The following is a 17,222-nucleotide window of genomic DNA, read 5'->3' on the forward strand; positions in this document are numbered from 1 at the left end:
GGCGAGTCGTGCGGCTCGGACAGCAACGGCCCCGACGATCCGGCGAGTCGTGCGGCTCGGGCTACAGCGGCCCCGACGATCCGGCGAGTCGTGCGGCTCGCGTGACAGCGGCTCGGGCGGGCCATGCGGCGCGCACATCCACGCCAGAGTAATGGCCCCGCGGGGCAAGCCCCGGGCCCTCAGCCCTACGATCCCTCAGCCCTACGAGCCCTCGGTCTTACGAGTTCTCCCGGGACGTGATCCCGAAGCTCGGGGACTGCAGCTCGGTGAAGTTCCCGACGCTGGCGCGCACGGTGCACTGGGGCGTGATCTGCAGGGCCGTCACGGTGAGCCCCGCGCTGTCCACTGCGAGCGCCCCGCCGCAGCCGTCGGAGAACCGTACCCCCTTCTCGCCGCCGCTCACCGCGGCGAGCATCTGCGAGGGCTTGCCCGACGCGGGACTGACATAGAGCGGGTTCAGCTCGTCGGCGCCGCCGGCCCACACTGGCACCAGGGTGATCTTCAGCGGGCTGGGGGTCACGACGCGCGCCGGGGTGCGCACCTCCACGCCCTTCAGTCGCTGGACGGGATAGGCCGTGCCCTTGACTGCAGGGTCCTGCGCCGCGGCCGTCGTCGCCTCGGACCCGGCCGTCAGCCACGCATCGAGGGCCTGCTGGTCTGCGGGCGACACTGACACCTTGGCGGTGACCTGGACTGCCCCTCCCGCCGGGACCTCCAACCCCGAGACCTTCCAGCCGCACTCGACGTCAAGGCCGGTGATCGAGGCCTGATTCCTGCTCACCGAAGCGCCGTCCCACGTGACCGCCGGGCACGCTTCCCCATCGGCCAGGCCCGGGATCACCTCAAGGAATTCACCGGATAGCGGCGCCTTCTGCGCCGCGTACGACACAGTCAAGCGGATCTGACCGGAGGACGGCTCATAGGAGGCCTCCCGCGAGATTGTCAGGCCGGTCGGAAGCGCCGCGTCCTGCAGTTGCTTGGACATCTGGCCGCCTTCCGCGGTGGGCGGCAGTTGCTGACCTGCAGGTGCGAGGACAACGAACCCCACGACCATCGCGACGACGAGCAGGGCCGCGGCGCCGGCGAGCAGCAGCGCTTTCCGGGTGCGCCAGAACGGGGTGGCGACCTGTTCCTCCAGCCGGGCCTCGGCCCGGGGCCGCACTTCGCGACGCGGGATTGGACGGGCGATGGTGGCGCTGTCCGCCTCCCCGAGCTCGGGAGCCTTCCCGTCGTGGTCAACTGGCGAGCCTGACGCGAAGGCCGTGAGGTCCTCGTCCGTGAAGGCGCCCCGGACGACGGTGGCCGAGCGTTCGACGGCGTCGAAATCCTCCGGGGCCTCGGTACGCGTGATGGGGCTGCTGCCGGCAAGGCGGGGTGCGAGACGCCGGAGCGTCGCCGCGGCCTCACTCGCCGTCGGGCGTTGGGCGGGGTCTTTGGACAGCAGCCGGTCGAGTACGTTCCAGACCGCGTCGTCCACGGGGATCCGTGGCGGACGCGAGGAAACATGGCGGTACGCGACGCTGAAGTCCGTCCCCGGCCCGGCGAAAGGAGTGCGCCCGGCGAGGAGCTCGTAGAGCAGGACACCCGTTGAGTACACATCCCCCGGCGGGCCGGACCGGCCCTGGCTGATGAGCTCGGGAGGCATGTAGTGCGGGGTGCCGATGAGACCGGTCGTCTGGCGAATCTTCTCGCCCACGACGTCGGAGATGCCGAAGTCGGAGACCCGTACGTCGCCCGCGCCACACTCGGGCCAGGGGCGGGCGAGGAGCACATTGTCCGGCTTAATGTCGCGATGCGTCACGCCTCGCGAGTGCGCGAAAGCCAGTGCGTCGAACACTTCGGCGACGACGTTGAACGCGTCCAGGGGACGCAGCGGGCCGGCCTCCTTCACCGCGTCACGCAGCGAGCCGCCCGCGACGTAGTCCATGACGATGGCCAACCGCGCGCCCTCCACCACCATGTCGCGCACGGTGACGATATGCGAGTCCTGCAGGCCAAGCAGGACGGATCGCTCGCGGACGAACCGCTCCACGAGCGAGGGATCGTCCGCGTGCTCCGGGCGCAGGACTTTGGCGGCAAACGTCCGGCCGTCGGCCGAGGTGACGGTCCAGACCTCGCCGACGGCGCCGGAGCCCACGCGTTCGCCGAAGCGGTAGGACGCTCCCAGAGCCTGACCCGTCTGTGCGAATTGCATACCGTACTCTCCAACGCTTTCGATTTGATTCCTCAAGGCGCCCCGCCGTCCACTCGTTCGTCGTAGGCGCTCGCAGCCGGGCTCAGCCCTCAGCGCTCATCGACTGGATCAGTGCCAGTTGCCCGCCGACGCCGATGTATCCACGCCCGGCGGTCAACGCCACGGGCGCCCTGCGCGGGAGTGCGGCGCCCAGCAGTTCGCCGTCGTAATCCACATCCGGTTGCAGCAGCACGCCTAGGCGGGATTTGCGGAGCGTTTTGGTCCAGTGACTGTACAGCCCGCGGAGATCCCCGGCCCGTCCGGCCGCGATGACGCACAACCCCGGCTGCCCGGAGGTCACGGCCCCCGCGATGGATTGATCGGCGTCCTCGAAGCGCTCTGCGTCGTCGATGAGCAGGAACACCGGGCCGCGCTCGAGGCGCAGGGAGGCGAGCAGGGCCGGCACATCATCCGTGCCGACGGCTATGCGATCCAGATCGGCGAGGGCCAGGGGCGAGCGGCGATCGCAGATGCCCCACACCTGAGCCGGCCCGCGGGAGGTGGCCGCGCCGCGCAGGGCTGCGGCCAGGGCCAGCAGCAGCGTGGACTTGCCGGAACGGGCGGGCCCGGCGACGAGCGCGTGCTCGCCCTCGTAGATCTCCAGGAACGCCGGTGAGAGGTCCGCCTCCTGTATTCCCACCGGGATGAGCCAAGGTTCGGCCTCGAGCCGGGGTTCCACGCCTAGCTCCTGCATCGTGACGCTGGAGGGCAGACGCCTGATCGCCGGGGTCTTCGCGGGCGCCTGCGCCCAGCGTTGCCGCACGCGAACCACCGCGGCCTCAATCCCGATGCCGGGGGTGGCAACATGCATCTGGAGCGAGGTGAGTGGATCCACGCAGCGGCCAGGAAGCGCAGCAGGGATTTCCTTGCCCCGGACACCGAGCGAGGAGTAGTCGTAGGCGTCCGCCAGCCGGAAGAGCCACTTCTGCAGCGTCACCTCGTTCATGGCCGAGGGCACCGCCTTGGCGCGTGTGGTGGAGACCGCGAAGGACAGTCCCAGCGCCGGACCGTCCGCGTACGCCCGATACAGCAGAGCCAGCAGCTGCTGCCCTTCGAAGTCCTGGAACTCGTCCCGCAGCGAGGCCAGGCCGTCCAGCAGCACGACGGCGCGGCGGTGCCTGCCAGGGGCGGCGCGGCGGCTCTCGAGCTCCGTGTGCAGGTGCCGCAGGAAGCGGGCCTGCTGCTCCTTGGCGCCGGCCCCGGTTCCCACATACGCCACGGTGTGCGGCAGGCGTTCCAGGGCTTCGAGCTCACGGGAGCCCATGTCGAGGATCATCAGGTCCAGCTCGGCCGGATCGGCGTCCTTCGCCAGTGTCAGCGCGATCGAGGCCAGTGTGGTGCTCGTGCCGGAGCCGGCCACGCCCATGAGCATCAGGTTGCCCACGGACATGTCCCATCCCGCCGCGGACTGGCGCTGCAGCTCCGGCTCGTCCACGATGGCCACCTGGACGGTGGAACCTCGGACGGCGCCCACCATCGGCAGCAGCCGGGGTGCGGGGTCGGTAGGAGAGTCTGACGGTGCGGCGGGACGGCCGCCGTCCGGCTGGGGAAGATACCCGTCCAGCTCCACGCGCTCGCCCAGGGCCTCCGGCCAGACCTGCCGCGGCTGGGCGTATCCTGCCTCGGCGTTGGCTTCGACAACCGCGTCGATGAGGAGTTCGAGGTCGTTCTCGTCCACGGCCGCAGACCGTGGCGGCGCCGCCGCGGGCACGGGGACGCCGAACTGGCGGATCTCGCGCACGTCCACGGCGGGGCCGCCGCCGAGCTGCGCCCGTCCGGTCACGAGGGCTGTCTGCACGGGCGTGATGTCGTCCTGACCCAGTTTCACAAATGCGCGGCCCATCTGGGCCCGGCCGATCGCCGAGGCGGCGGGCACACCGATGACGTTGTTGGAGTCGTCACGGCTCTGCACGCGCAGGGCCACCCGAAGGTTGGTGTTCGCGAGGATGTCGTCGCTGACGACGCCCGCGGGGCGCTGCGTCGCCAGGATCATGTGCACACCCAGGGTGCGGCCCACAGCACCCACGCTGACGAGCGCCTTGAGCACGTCCGGGAAGTCCTTGGCCAGCATGGCGAACTCGTCGATCACGAGCAGCAGCCGGGGCATGGGCTCGGCCGGGTTCGTGGCCAGATAGGCGTTCAGGTTGTCGATGCCCTCGCCGGCCTCGGCGAAGACCCGCTGGCGGCGTTCCATCTCCGCCTCCAAGGCGCGGAGAGCCCGGTCGGCGAGCTGCTCGTCCAGATTGGAGATTGTGCCGATGGTGTGCGGAAGGCGTTCGCATGCCTTGAAGGCGGCCCCGCCTTTGAAGTCGACGAGGATAAAGTTCAGGCGGGTCGGATCGTTGCGTGCCGCAAGCCCGGCCACGAGCGAGCGAAGGAACTCGGATTTGCCGGAGCCGGTGGTGCCGCCCACCAGGCCGTGCGGGCCGTCCTTGACCAGGTCCAGGGTCAGGGTGCCGTTCTCCCCTGTGCCGATCGGCGTGGACACGCCGGTGGGAGCCTGCCACAGGCGACGGATTGTGGTCGAGTCCGGGCGGTCGTAGCCGAGGAGCCCGGGCAGCCGCACGAGCGGGGGCAGCGAGGCCCCGGGCACGCTCAGCTCCGGATCATCGAAGTGCGCCACGCGCATCGCGCAGCGCAAGGCCTCCTCCTGGTCCAGGCCCGCCAGGATGACGTCCTCCACGCGGGTCAGGTCCTCCGGCTGGTCCACAGTGGCCGCGGCGTCTGCCCCGACCCTGATGATGGTGGTGCAGGTGGCCGGCAACTGCTCCTCCGAGGTCGCGATGACGATGCCCGCCACCCGTGAAGGGCGCTGCTGCGGGTTCACATGGACCCCGGGTACGGAGCGGCCCGTGCCGAGCAGCGCGCGTGCCGGCGCGTCCCTGCCCTCCGTGAGCACCTCGGAGTCCAGGACCACCAGCATCGCTGGCGTAGGCAGCTCCTGCACCGTGTCCTTGAGCGTGCGCAGCATGGCCACGCTCGTCTCGCGGTGCGCGGACATCCACCGCTCGCCCGTGCTGCTGCCGGCCTGGCGCGTGTGCGGCAGCCACGAGGCCCACTCCCACTCATCAGCTCGCCCGGCGTCGCAGAAGACGCCGATGGTCAGGTCGGCTGGACCGACGTGCACCGCGGCCTGGGCCAGGAGGGATCGCGCGAGCGCCAGAGTCCCCTCCCGGGGTCCGACGATACCCACGACGCCGGCGTCGGTCAGGTCCACGAGCACGGGCGCGGCCTGCAGGCGCGCGGACGCGAGGGAGTCCTTCACCTTCTCATCCAGCCGCGATCCGGCTGTGCGGTCCACCTCGGGCTTCCAGGGGACGTCACCTGTGCCGGCGTGCAGGGCCAGGAAGTCGTCGGCGTCTGCGCGGCGCTGCCACAAGGACGTGGCGGGGAGTGCGGGGCGCCGGACCACGGTCGCGGGATCGGGGATCATCCGATGGCGTCGAGCGGTCTCCGTCGCTGCGGCTGCGCGGATCTGCTGCTCGAATCCCTGGAGCGCGCCGGCGAAACGCTCGTCCTCTTCTTTCAGGCCCCGGGCGTGACGGCGCTTTTGTTCGAACCACATGCCCACGGCCATGACCGGGCTGAGCATGGCGAACATCGCGAAGCGCATATCCCGCAGGATCAAGACCATCGCCGCCGCCATCACGAGGGGCGCGAGCACCGTGATGTAGCTGAACTTGCTGGCTGGCGGCACGTCCTTGCGGCTCGGCGGGACCAGGGGCTCGCCCGCCGGGGCCTGCCCGGGGCGGGGAGGCCGGTTGAAGGGCGCTGTCGCCGCCGGTGTGAGGTTGTGCAGGCTGCCGGGCGCCGGGGCGGGAGTCTCGTCCAGGGACCGGCGCAGGAGGAGCACCGTGCCGCCCGCCGTGATCGTGGCGGTTCCGGTGACCAGGACCCCGTCCTCTCCCACCGGCTCGCCATTGACGAGGGTGCCGTTCGTGGATCCGCCATCGAGCACCCGCAGCCCGTCCTCCTCCCGGCGCAGGCGGCAGTGGTCCCACGAGGCGCTTTCGGTGGGAAGGCTCAGATCGGCGTGAGGGGACCGGCCGATGAGCATCTCCCGCCCTTGCGGAACGTCAACCACTCCGCCGGTGCGCTGGCCGCCGGCGAGCGTCACGCTCCAGCCGCGCACGCGCTGCGGCATCTGCCACGGCGCCCGCGAGATGCGGCTGCCCTCCAGGAAGATCAGTTCTGAGACGGGGGTGGAACCACGCACCTCGGCCTCGTTCACGAACACGGCCTCATCGGGTGCCAGGCGCGGGCCACCGGCGGCCTCCACGAGGTCTGTCAGCGTCGTGGCGGGCGCGGCGTGAGCCACGTCGCACTCAAAGCGACGCTCGTCCAGGTCGATCAGCACACGCACCGGGGCGCTCCTTCAGTGGTGGATGGTTCCCGCCCGCTCAGGGGCGAGCCGGGGGCGGGTGGTCAGGGGTTTGCCGGCGCCGGCACCCAGACGAGCCGTGGAGCGGCCTCATCCGGCGGGCGCAGGCCCAGGTCCTGAGCGGAAGCGTAGACCGGGATTGCCTCCGCGGTCAGCGCCGCGGAGCGCGAGAAATCCAGCTCCGGCCCGGCGAGGCCGTCACCAGGGCCAAACGACATGGCGCTCAACGCCGTGCCGACCTTGGACGGCTCGCCGCTTCCAGCCGACGCGGCGGCCCTGACGAGGGCGACGACGGCGTCGTGGCTGCGTGCGTCCGCCGCCCATGCGTCGGCGGAGAAGGGGGCATCGCCCGTCAGGTTCTGGACCTTCGGGTCGCCGGACGCCAGGCGCACGGCGGACAGGAATGCGGACATCCCCCGACCCTGGGCGTCCTGCTGGAGCGCCGTGGCATCGCCGCCGGCCGGGGCAACGCTGACCAGCTGCCCGGAGGCGGCGCCGTCGAGTTCGGCGAGCGTGGAGGCGAAAGCCGGGGCGGTGGCGCCGTCCGGTATGACGACGGGGACGGACACGTCGCGCGACTGTAGGGCCTGAACCAACCGGGCCAGCCGCTGCGGGGTGGCGGCCGAGACGACCACGGCGTCCGCGGGCTCGGCGACCCTCGTGGACTCGGCGCCTGCGGGGGCGTCTTCGGCAGGCGGGCGCAGCTGGGCGCCTGTTTGGATGGCGGCCTCCTGTGCCAGGCCCGTCACGTCGTCGAAGCCGTCGAGGTTCAGCGTCTGGGAAATCCCGACCGAGGCAGGGACCTCGCCGCCGTCCCCGACGAGCAGCACCCTGTTCTTGCCGTTCAGCGCGGTGCGAAGCCCGGCCGCGACGGATGCGCCCGAGGGCCCCGTGGTCCAGGTAGCCTGCGCGGGGTCCGACGGTTCGGCGTAGGGCAGAATCACCGGGAGGCCGAGCTCCTCGGCGGTCTTGGCCGCGGCCCGGGCCTGCGCCCCCGCGGTCGCCACGATGACACCCGACGCCCCCTGCTCGGCGAGCGCGCGGACGGCGGCGCGCGCGCCGTCCTCCGTGCCGCGGTCGTTTTGGGCCGAGAGGGCGACGGCGGCGCCGCCCTGGGCGAAGCGCTGTGCGGCGACGATTGCGCCCTGTGCTGCGCGGTTGTACTCGGAGCCGGGCTCGCCGGACTGGCCCAGCGTGAGGACGACGCCGATCGAGAAGTCCTTCGGCAGGCCCTCGGCTTTCAGCGCAACGGGAACCGTCGCGGCTACCGGATCCGGCCGTGAAGCCTCCTTGGGACGGCTCAGCGCCAGGGTCGTCAGGGCGATCGCAGCCGCGAGGACGACAGTGATGCCGGCGACGATCAGGGTCGTGAGCCTGGTGCTTGAGCTCATGCGGCGCCGCCGATCTTCAGTGTGTACAGGGTCTGCGACGTGGCGCCGGCCGGCACCTCGAGGTGGAACGGTGGCAGTTCGTCCACCGCGGTGAGTGAGGCCTTGAACTGTGCCTGGCGCAGCAGCAGCCCCGCCACGTCCCTGGAGCGGATGTTGGCATAGCCCTCAGCGTTCTGTGATGCCAGTGCCAGCTGGTAGTCGGCGGTGTCCGCCTTGGCGGCGCTTGTGGCCATGGAGCCGAGCAGGCCGGATCCGTTCACCGAGCGGTCGCCCAGGTCGAGCATCACCTTGGTCAGGCTTGAGGACAGGAGTGCGCTGGCGCCTTCGACGTCGCGGGTTGATCCGGACGTGCTGGAGGCGATGTTCGCGAGCGAGGACTGGGTGCTCTTGTCCAGGGACGCGGCCAGTGCGTCGCTCTGATCCAGCAGTTCATCCCGCTGCTTGTTCACCGTGCCCTCGGCGTCGTTCACCACTTCGTCCGACGTGGACTTCAAGCCGGAGATGGAGCGGTTGAACGCCGTGGTTACAGCTTCGGAGCCTGCGTCGCCGATCTCGGCAACCTGGCGCACTTGCTCGTCCACGGTCTTGTAGACCTCGGCAGCGGTCTCGGCCGAGACATCGCGGAGGGACTGCTTGATCTTGTCGCCGAGCCCGTCCTGTTGCTCCTTCAGCTTCGCGAGCGTCGAGCCGACCCGGCCGGAGGAGTCGATCGCCTCGCCGAGCGCGGCGTCCAGGGCAAGAAGTTCGCGCTTGTTGCTGTTGATGTCTCCCGTGGCGGCGCCGTCGAGGGCCTTCGTGGCTTTGTTGATGGCGTCCAGCTTGGCGTCGATGTCGTCGATCGTCGTCCCCAAAGTGGTGAACGCCTGGCCGATCTCCTCGTCCGGGGCGGTGGTGTCGGTGGCCGCCAGGACCGCGTCCCAGGCGGCAGCCTGGGCCTCCAGCCGATCGTCCAGCGGGTCCTTGAACCCCAGCGGCGGGCGCAGGTCCTGCGCCGGGTTTCCGTTTTCATCCGTGGACTCGCACGGTGCGGACGTCAAGTAGGAACGCAGCCGCTCCGCTTGCTCGGCGGACAATCGGCCCTCGCGGGGCAAGCCGCCGTCGGCCATCTTGCACAGTTCGTCGGCGAGCCGCTGGGTTTGCTGCGTCATTGATCCTTTCAGCAGCGAGGGGTCACCCACCTCGCTCCGGGCGTCCTGTGCAGTCTTCTTGATGTCGCCCAGCTTCTGCCGCAGGCCGTCGATGCTGCCGCGGACCGCAGCGGCCGCGTCCTGGGTCGCGGCGACGGAGGCCCGGGCGGACTTGATCGCCTCATCCACGTTTGCGAGGGCAGTCTTGTAGTCTTCGGTGGTCTCGGCGCCGTCGAGGACCGCAGCGAAATCGGCGCGCACCTTCTCCAGCGTGACGGCGGCGGCCTCCTGATCCTTGATCGCGCCCTCGACCATCTGCGGCTGCAGATTCGCCACGAGCTCATCGCCCTTCTTCACCAGGCCCAGCAAGGCACCGGTGACGGTCACGGCAGAGCCGTAGAGGGAGCATGTCATCGAGCCCTGCTCCGCACATTCCTCCGCGGTGGGGTCCTCGGGGCCCATGGTGGCCTTGATGGCGCCCGCCACGATATCCCGGCAGCCAGCGCTCACCTTCGCGTAGGCGTCGAGCTGCGATGCCATGGTCTGGATGCTGGAGTAGACCGTGGCCGCCTTCCCCGATTTGGGCACCTCCGCGGTGCAGCCGTCACCGTTGATGGGAGCCGTCGCGGGCACGGCCGAAGTGTCGCCCAGCATCGCGTCCACGGCGGCGACGGTCACCTTCAGCTGGGACGCGGTCGTGGACTGCGTTGACTTCGTCGCGGTCTCCAGGTCGGCGCCGAGAGTTTTCAGCTGTTCCTTCAGGTCCACCATGGTCGCGGCCAGGGCCTGGGAGTTATCGCGCAGCTCGCCCGCGGTCTTCGCGCCCAGGGTCTGCGAGGTCACCTGCAGGTTCCGCCGAACCTCGGTGATGGTGGATCCGGCCTTGGTCAACACGGTGTTGACGTCCGAGACCAGCGAGATGGTGCGGCGTTGCAGCCCCATCTCGGAGCCCGTGCCGGAGGAGAACGCGCCGGCGAGCACGCCGTCCGCGCTGAGGTCGGTGTTGAGGCCCGGCTGGACCGCCACGTCGAAGGCAGGGACCTGAAAGTCCCTGACATCGGCAACGAGGCGCAGCGTGGTGCTCGCCCCGGAACGCGGCGGGGCCAGCACGGTGGCCCACTGCACCACGGTGGCTCCGTCCTCGGTGCTGCTCAGGACGCCGTTGGTGCCGGTTCCGCCGTCCGCTGAGCCGGCGGTGACGTCGTCGGCCCGTACCCCGGTGAGCTTCGTTGAGGCGGCGACAGTCAGCGGGGCGCCTACCAGGGCGGTGTCGGAGCGGGTTTGGCCCGCGGCATCGTACTCGATGACCCGCGGCTTGACCGTGAGGTTCTCCAGTGTCAGGTCGATCTCGACCGGCCCGGTGTGGCCTTGAAGCTCGGTGAGGTCCGAGCCGGACTTCTCGCCGGCCCGGTACTGCAGGCTCACTCGCACCGGCAGTTCGCCCACGGCCTGCGCGGCGTCGTACTTCGTGTCCGATGCGGAGGAGTCGCCGGCCGCGGACACGGAGATGGTGGTGCCTTCGATCGTCTCCACCCCGGCGGCCGGGGACATGCCCACGCGCACGCTCTGCAGGAGCTTGACGGGGTTGGACACCGACTCCGGCTCGGGGGCCGGGCCGCACGACGTCGTCGCGATCAGCCCCAGGGCCGCAAGGAAGGCGCCCAGCGCCCGGCCGGGCGCGATGCGGCGCCCGGGCGTGTGCTGGTGCGTGTTAGTCCGTCTGGGCATGATCGTCCCCTCTTCCGTTCATGGTGCCTTCAGCATGATACGGGGTTTGGCTCACGAATGGACTAATCGCGGTTTGCACGTGTCATGCGTGTGACCCGGGTTGTCATACCCGGCCGCCCTAGTTTTTCTTTTTGTTGGATTTATTGGCTGGTGTTGGTAGCGTCGGCACCGTCCGGTCGCCGGCGGTGCTGTGTCCGGCGGAGAAGCGGTTGTCTCTTGGGAGGAATTTCTATGTCGCGTGTGTTGTCTACTGAGCAAGCCAAAGCTGCCATTGGGCAGGTGCAGTCGATCATTAACGGTGGTTTCACGGATCAGATCTCGGCGTTGGATGCGCAGGGAAGGGTTTTGTCGGATCCGAACGTTTGGGATGGTCCTTTGGCTGCGCAGTTCCGTGGTTCGACCTGGCCGGAGACGAAGGCTGCTTTGGATAAGGCCCGCGAGGAGCTGGAGCAGTTGCGGGGGCAGTTGCAGAAGATCTCGCAGGACATCTTCTCCGCCGGCGGCGGCGCCTGAGTCTGTATTTGCTTGCGTGAAGGCCGGGTGACCGCGCCGCTCTGGTGAGTGGTGCGGTCACCCGGCCGATGCACAGTTTGGTGGTTTGTCTTTCTGTTCCGGTTCTTGTTCTGTGGGGGGCTTTGGTTGTGACCGAGTTCGTTGAGATGCCGCTGTTGCCGGCTTCGGATGCTTCTGATGGTGGGCGGTTCAGTTACGCCGTGGCCGGGTCGGTGAGGTCGGCGTTCGAGTCGGCGGCGTCAAGGCTTGAGGAGCAGTCGGGCTCGCGGGCATCGCACGTCGCCTCGGCTAAGGAAGACTTCAAGGGGCACTTCTCGGAGGTTTTCGAGGCCAACGCTGCCACGGCGAGGAATGACGCGAACGCGCTGGTGTCGGCGTTGCGGACGGTGGCCGGCTACGTGGGGCAAATGATCGACGCCGGGCATGAGGAGGACGCCCGGCGCGAGAGGAACAACGAGTGGGTCCGGCGGCACAATGACCGGAATCTGCTCGAGCAGGCCGGTGATTTTTTGTTCGGTGAAGAAGAACGGCCGAACGCGGCACCGGGGAAGGCACCGACATTCGCCCCGGCCGATGCCAGGACGGGGTCGCGTAATACCCCGGCGCCCGGCGGCGGGTACGGGGGCGGGACGTCCTCGGCGCGTCCGGCTCTTCTGCGGTCCTTCGCGGCGAACTCCCGCGGCCTGGATGACGGATTGTCGTCGGCTCCCGGCACCCTGGAAGATCACATTGCCTCGTTCGGGTCCAGTTGCTACTGGGGATCGCTTGATGCTTCAGGGGTGCTCGCTGCTTACCGGGAGTATCTGAGGGCCAACGAGAACGACGCGAAGTGGGCGGTAACGGTCGCGGACGCGTTTGCGGCCGCCGGCGGCGAGGGAAACATCTCGACCCTCTCGGACGCGGCCGTGAATGAGGCGTTGGCAGCGGCAGGCGTGAGCGCGAACCGGTCCGGGCTGGTGATCGATCCGCCGACGGCGGCGGGCGCGATGCCCACCAGCGGGTACGCGAATGATCCCGTGAACACCGCGACGGGAAACTTCATCGAGCCAGAGTCGGATCTAGGGTTCGCAGGGGTTTCCTCGAATCTGTGTTTGCCCCGGATGTACAACTCGTTGGCGTCGGGTTTGGAGATGCCCGGGGTGTTCGGTCCAGGGTGGGCCTCGGTTCTGGATCAGTACCTCGCGGTCTCGGACGAGGGCTGCCGGTGGGTGATGGCCGACGGCCGGGCGGTCGATTTCCCCCGCGAGGGGGCCGGCTGGGGTCGCGGCGTGGGCGAGAATTACTGGCTCACCCGCGAGCCCGCAACAGCAGCTGACTTGGCGGAGCTGGGCACCCTTCCGGAGGGCACGTCCGAGGCCCTGGTGGTCCGGGACAACCAGGGGGCTTGGTGGGCTTACAGCCTCGCCGGTGTGTGGCTCGGCGCCGGGTCCGGTCCCGGCCGGACGGTGTCCGCCGTCCGGGAAAGGCCGGTCGACGGCGCAGACGCCGGCAGTGCCGGACCGGTGACCCGGCTGGCGCATGTGCGCGGCCGGTTCCTCGACGTCGACTACGTGGACGGGCTCGTTGCCGTGGTGAGGGCCTCGGACGGGCGCCGGGTCGAGTACGCATACGACGCCGCTGGCCGGCTGACGCGTGTCGCTACCGAACTGGGGGCGCGCACATACCGGTGGAATGAGCAGGGCCTGATCGATGCCGTGGTCTCGGCCGCGGGTGTTCTCGAGGCGGAGAACACCTACGACGAACACGGCAGGGTGGTCCTGCAGGTCACCCAGCATGGGCGCCGGACCCGGTTCGCGTATCTGCCCGGCCGGGTCACGGTCGTTTCGGATGAGGACGGTTCCCGGTCGAACTCGTGGATCGCCGATGCGAAGGGCCGCCTGGTCGGCGTGCTCGATTCCCACGACCAGCGGCAGTCCATGGCCTACGACGGCCACGGAAACCTGGTTTCCTTCACGGAGCGCGACGGGACCGTCACCGTGCACGCCTACGACGGGCGGGGCCGGAAGACCCGGACCGTTACCCCGGAAGGCGCGGACCTCACCTACGGCTGGGATGAGCAGGACCGCATCACCACCCTGGTGACGGAGTCCGGGTCTGTCGTCTCGTATGAGTATGCCGACGAGGTGTCGCGGGACCCCTCGGTGATCCTGGACCCGCTGGGCGGGCGCACCGAGCTGGAGTGGCAGAACGGGCAGCTGGCCCGGGTGGTCGACCCGGCCGGGGTGGCGGTCGACTTTGAGTACGACGAGTTCGGGGACCTGGTCGCGACCCGGAATGCTGTAGGGGACGTCGCTCGGATCGTCCGTGACCATGCAGGCCGCCCGGTTGCGGCGCTCAGCCCGTCCGGGGCGGAGACCCAGTTCAGCTATGACGCTGCGGGCGTTCTGGTGCGGCGTGAAGACCCGGACGGCGCCGTCTGGACCTTCGAGCACGACCACGCGGGGCGGACGACGGCGTTCGTCGCCCCGGACGGCGGGCGGACCGAACTCGAATACGCCGCCAACGGTGAACTGGTCCGGACAATCGATCCATTGGGCCGGGCCATTGAGCGGGTGTTCGATGAGCTGGGCAACGTCACCGGCGCGGTACTGCCCGACGGCGCCCGCTGGGGCTTTGTCCATGACACGCTTTCCCGGCTGGTCGGGATCACGGACCCCGCTGGTCACGACTGGGGGCGGGAGTACGACAAGATCGGCGCCCTGACCGCCGTCGTCGATCCGACGGGGGTCCGCACAGGCGCGACCGCGGACCGCAAGGCTGGGACGGCGACCCTGACGGATGCGTTCGCGTCCGCAACGTTCAGCTTCGATGAGTACGGGCGCCCCACCCGGGTTGAGGCTGGGGACGGCTCCGCGGAGCTGGTCTCCTATGACGCCGCGGGCAATCCGGTGGAGCTCGTCGACGGCGAAGGCGGCCTGACGGTCCTGGGCCGGGACGTGGCCGGCAAGATCACCTCGATCACCTCCCCTTCCGGCGCGGTCACCCGGTATGAATACGACGTGTGCGGGCGGCCCTGGAAAACCACGGACCCGCTTGGTGCGGTCACGGAACTGGCCTACGACGCGGACCAGCGGGTCACCGCCCGGACGCTGCCCACGGGTGAGGTGGAGACGTTCGGGTACGACCGTTGCGGGCGGCTCCTGTCCCGCCGCTCCCCCGGTCAGGGCGTGTCCCGGTACGGCTACGATAAGGCCGGGCGGCTGACCTTCTCCCAGGACTCCTGGTATGGCACCCGCCGGTTCAAATACAACACCGCCGGGGAGCTGACCGAGACCGTCAACGGCGTCGGCGGACGGACCCTGTTCGAGTACGACGTCCGCGGGCGCCTGGTCCGCGTCTCCGATCCCCTGGGCGGGGTGACCACCCACACCTACACGGCCACGGACCAGGTTGATTCCGTCACCGACGCGCTTGGGCGAGTGACCACTGCCTCCTACGATCCCGCCGGGCGGCAACTGTCCCAGACCGATCCGGACGGGCACACCACCACCTGGACCTACAATTCGGCCGGCCGGGAATCCTCCACCTCGGTCGATGGAAAGCTGCTGGCCGCCGTCGAGCGTGACTTGATCCGCCGCCGCGTGATCCTTACCGATTACACGGGCGCGGACGGGCTGGCGGTGGAGCACGAGCTGGCGTTTGACCGGCGCGGGCAGCTGACCTCCCGCACCCGCGGCAGCCGGGGAATGTCCTGGGAGTACGACGCCGACGGGAACCGCACCGGATTCACCGACGTGCACGGAACCACCACCACGTACGTCCGGGATGCCGCGGGCCGGGTGACCGCCGTCAGCAACCCCCGGCTCGGGGAGGCCGTGTTCACCCACGACGCCTCGGGGCGCATCACCGCAGCCACTGCCGGGAACCTGGTCCAGGAATGGGCCTACCGCTACGGGAACCTGTCCGAGCACAGCCGCACGGGCCGCGCCGATCCTCTCTCGGCCGATGCCACACTGATCGGGCGGGACGGGGACGGCCGGATCACGGCCCTGACCCGCGCCGGTGCCGTGACCCGGTACGGGTATGACGGGGCCGGGCAGATGGTCTCGGCCGCCACTACCCGGAATGGAGACCCGGAGGCTTCCGCTCCGGCTGCCGTCTCGGAGTGGGTGTACGACGCCGGCGGGCGCCTTATCCGGGAATCCGCACCGGGCGGGTCCCGGACCTATGAGTACGACGCCGCGGGGCAGCTCCTTGCCGTCACGGATGCTGACGGCACTAGGACGGAGTACGTCCATGACGGCCTGGGCCGCCGCACCCGGCTGATCCGCCCGGACGGGTCCTGGACCGAGTACGCGTGGGGTCAGAGCGGCCAGCTGGAGAGCGTTGCCGACCGCACTTCCGACGGCATGGAAACCTCCCGGCATGAGCTGTGGGTGGATGCCCTGGGCGAGCTGGCTGCCATCGATGGTTCGGAGCTGTGGTGGGACACCGCCAACCCGATCCCCACCCTCGCCGGCATCGGCGGTGACCAGGTCCTTTCGTTGCCAGGTGGTGTCACCGGTATCGCGGACGCCTGGATAACGCCGGGCTGGCGCGCCGCCCGGCCCACCGACCAGACCGATCCCTGGGCCGCCATCGGCGCGCCGGCAGTCCCTGGCCCGGGTCCGGGTGGCACTGCCGGTGGTGGTGCCGCTGGTTTGGGTTCTGTGTCCGGGCTGGCCGGTGTGCTGCCTGCGGGGATCACTCTGACGGGTAACGGTGGCGTAGATGTTGCGGGTCTGGAATGGCTCGGGGCACGTGCGTACGACCCCGCTACACGTGGTTTCCTCTCCACCGATCCCCTCTCCCCCGTCCTCGGTGCGGGATGGGACGGCAACCCCTACGCCTACGCGGGCAACAATCCCCTGAACACCACCGACCCCACCGGGCTGCGCCCGCTCACCGATGACGAGCTAAAGGCCTACGACGGCTCCACCAGAGGAGCGTTCGCCGCGGCGGGGAACTGGATCAACGAAAACAAGGAATATATCGCCGCCGCCGTATTAGTCGCCGCCGGCGTTGCGCTGATGTGCACCGGGGTGGGTGGCCCGGTGGGGCTCGTCCTCCTCGGTGCAGCATCCGGGGCATTGGTCAGTGCAGGTGCGTCAATTGGGATGCAGAAGGCCACGACTGGAACAGTGGACTGGGGACACGTTGGCCGCGATGCCCTTATTGGTGGCGCGGCTGGTGCTGTTGGCGGCGGTGCGGCCCTCGCGGCTAAGGCACTAACTGCGTCGGCGCCGGTCGGTAGGGTGGCGACCGCATTTGGTGCCAGTAGGGTCGGTACCGCAGTGTCGAGCGCCAGTTCAAGAGTCGGATCCTTCGTGACTTCGGGAATTTCCCGCGTCAGCTCGGGGGCCGGGAGCTATGTGTCGGGGTTACCGGGCCAGCAGATGGTCAGGTCTGCAGTCACCAATGGAATATCCGGGGGTGCAGGCAACACCGGAATGTACTTTGTGACGAATCCCCAGAAAGACTGGACAACAAGGGGTGCCCTCGGTGCACTTACCAACGGCGTCGTCAGCGGGGCCTTGGGGTCTCAAGGCGGTCATCTCACCGGTTCTCTGACGAGTTCAGCGTCGAAAGCAGTCCAAATCGTCGTAGGCGGAGGAGGATCTCTGGCTGGCGGCTCTGTAGATAGTCTGATCAGTGGGGATTCCTATCAATTCACCGAAATGGTATTCGATGCCTCTGCGGGTTCGCTTACTTCACGCTTTCCGGGGGCTTCCGACCTGAACCCGAACCCTGGCTGGATGACCCATTCGTTCGCTGCCTACGGTGGCGCCCACGTTGGAGCTATTGTTGAAAGCGTGAAAAGTGTAAGCGGAGAACTTATAAATCAAGGAACTGGAGCTAAGCCGTGGTGA

Annotated in this window: 6 protein-coding genes; 2 read left to right on the top strand and 4 right to left on the bottom strand. The window is 69.3% G+C overall.

Annotation, left to right across the window (positions count from 1 at the left end):
- Window positions 1-217: 217 nt before the first annotated feature.
- The 4 genes from C560_RS0120665 to C560_RS0120680 form a co-directional block, all read right to left on the bottom strand.
- The gene (locus tag C560_RS0120665) at window positions 218-2,194 is read right to left on the bottom strand and encodes a serine/threonine-protein kinase (RefSeq protein WP_026539645.1); all 1,977 of its coding nucleotides are present in this window, start codon (window positions 2,192-2,194) and stop codon (window positions 218-220) included.
- A gap of 82 nt (window positions 2,195-2,276) precedes the next feature.
- Entirely contained in the window at window positions 2,277-6,596 is a 4,320-nt protein-coding gene (locus C560_RS0120670; RefSeq protein ID WP_026539646.1) for an FtsK/SpoIIIE domain-containing protein, read from the bottom strand.
- A gap of 62 nt (window positions 6,597-6,658) precedes the next feature.
- The gene (locus tag C560_RS0120675) at window positions 6,659-8,005 is read right to left on the bottom strand and encodes a hypothetical protein (RefSeq protein ID WP_026539647.1); all 1,347 of its coding nucleotides are present in this window, start codon (window positions 8,003-8,005) and stop codon (window positions 6,659-6,661) included.
- Complete coding sequence (locus tag C560_RS0120680; protein WP_026539648.1) at window positions 8,002-10,860, bottom strand: hypothetical protein; 2,859 nt, start codon at window positions 10,858-10,860, stop codon at window positions 8,002-8,004. Before C560_RS0120680 ends, C560_RS0120675 begins: the two co-directional genes overlap by 4 nt.
- A 231-nt stretch (window positions 10,861-11,091) precedes the next feature.
- Here C560_RS0120680 and C560_RS0120685 point away from each other — a divergent pair, with 231 nt between their 5' ends.
- Both C560_RS0120685 and C560_RS0120690 read left to right on the top strand, forming a co-directional pair.
- On the top strand, window positions 11,092-11,373 hold the full coding sequence (locus C560_RS0120685) for a hypothetical protein (protein ID WP_018775865.1): 282 nt from the start codon (window positions 11,092-11,094) through the stop codon (window positions 11,371-11,373).
- 128 nt (window positions 11,374-11,501) lie between these two features.
- Window positions 11,502-17,222 (top strand): DUF6531 domain-containing protein, encoded by a 5,721-nt coding sequence (locus C560_RS0120690; RefSeq protein ID WP_155855848.1) that lies wholly within the window; start codon window positions 11,502-11,504, stop codon window positions 17,220-17,222.

The organism is Arthrobacter sp. 9MFCol3.1 (assembly GCF_000620385.1).
Taxonomy (GTDB): domain Bacteria; phylum Actinomycetota; class Actinomycetes; order Actinomycetales; family Micrococcaceae; genus Arthrobacter.

Coding starts and splice junctions, on each gene's coding strand:
- C560_RS0120665 (WP_026539645.1), bottom strand. CDS start 2,194: ATGCAATTCGCACAGACGGGTCAGGCTCTGGGAGCGTCCTACCGCTTC.
- C560_RS0120675 (WP_026539647.1), bottom strand. CDS start 8,005: ATGAGCTCAAGCACCAGGCTCACGACCCTGATCGTCGCCGGCATCACT.
- C560_RS0120680 (WP_026539648.1), bottom strand. CDS start 10,860: ATGCCCAGACGGACTAACACGCACCAGCACACGCCCGGGCGCCGCATC.
- C560_RS0120685 (WP_018775865.1), top strand. CDS start 11,092: ATGTCGCGTGTGTTGTCTACTGAGCAAGCCAAAGCTGCCATTGGGCAG.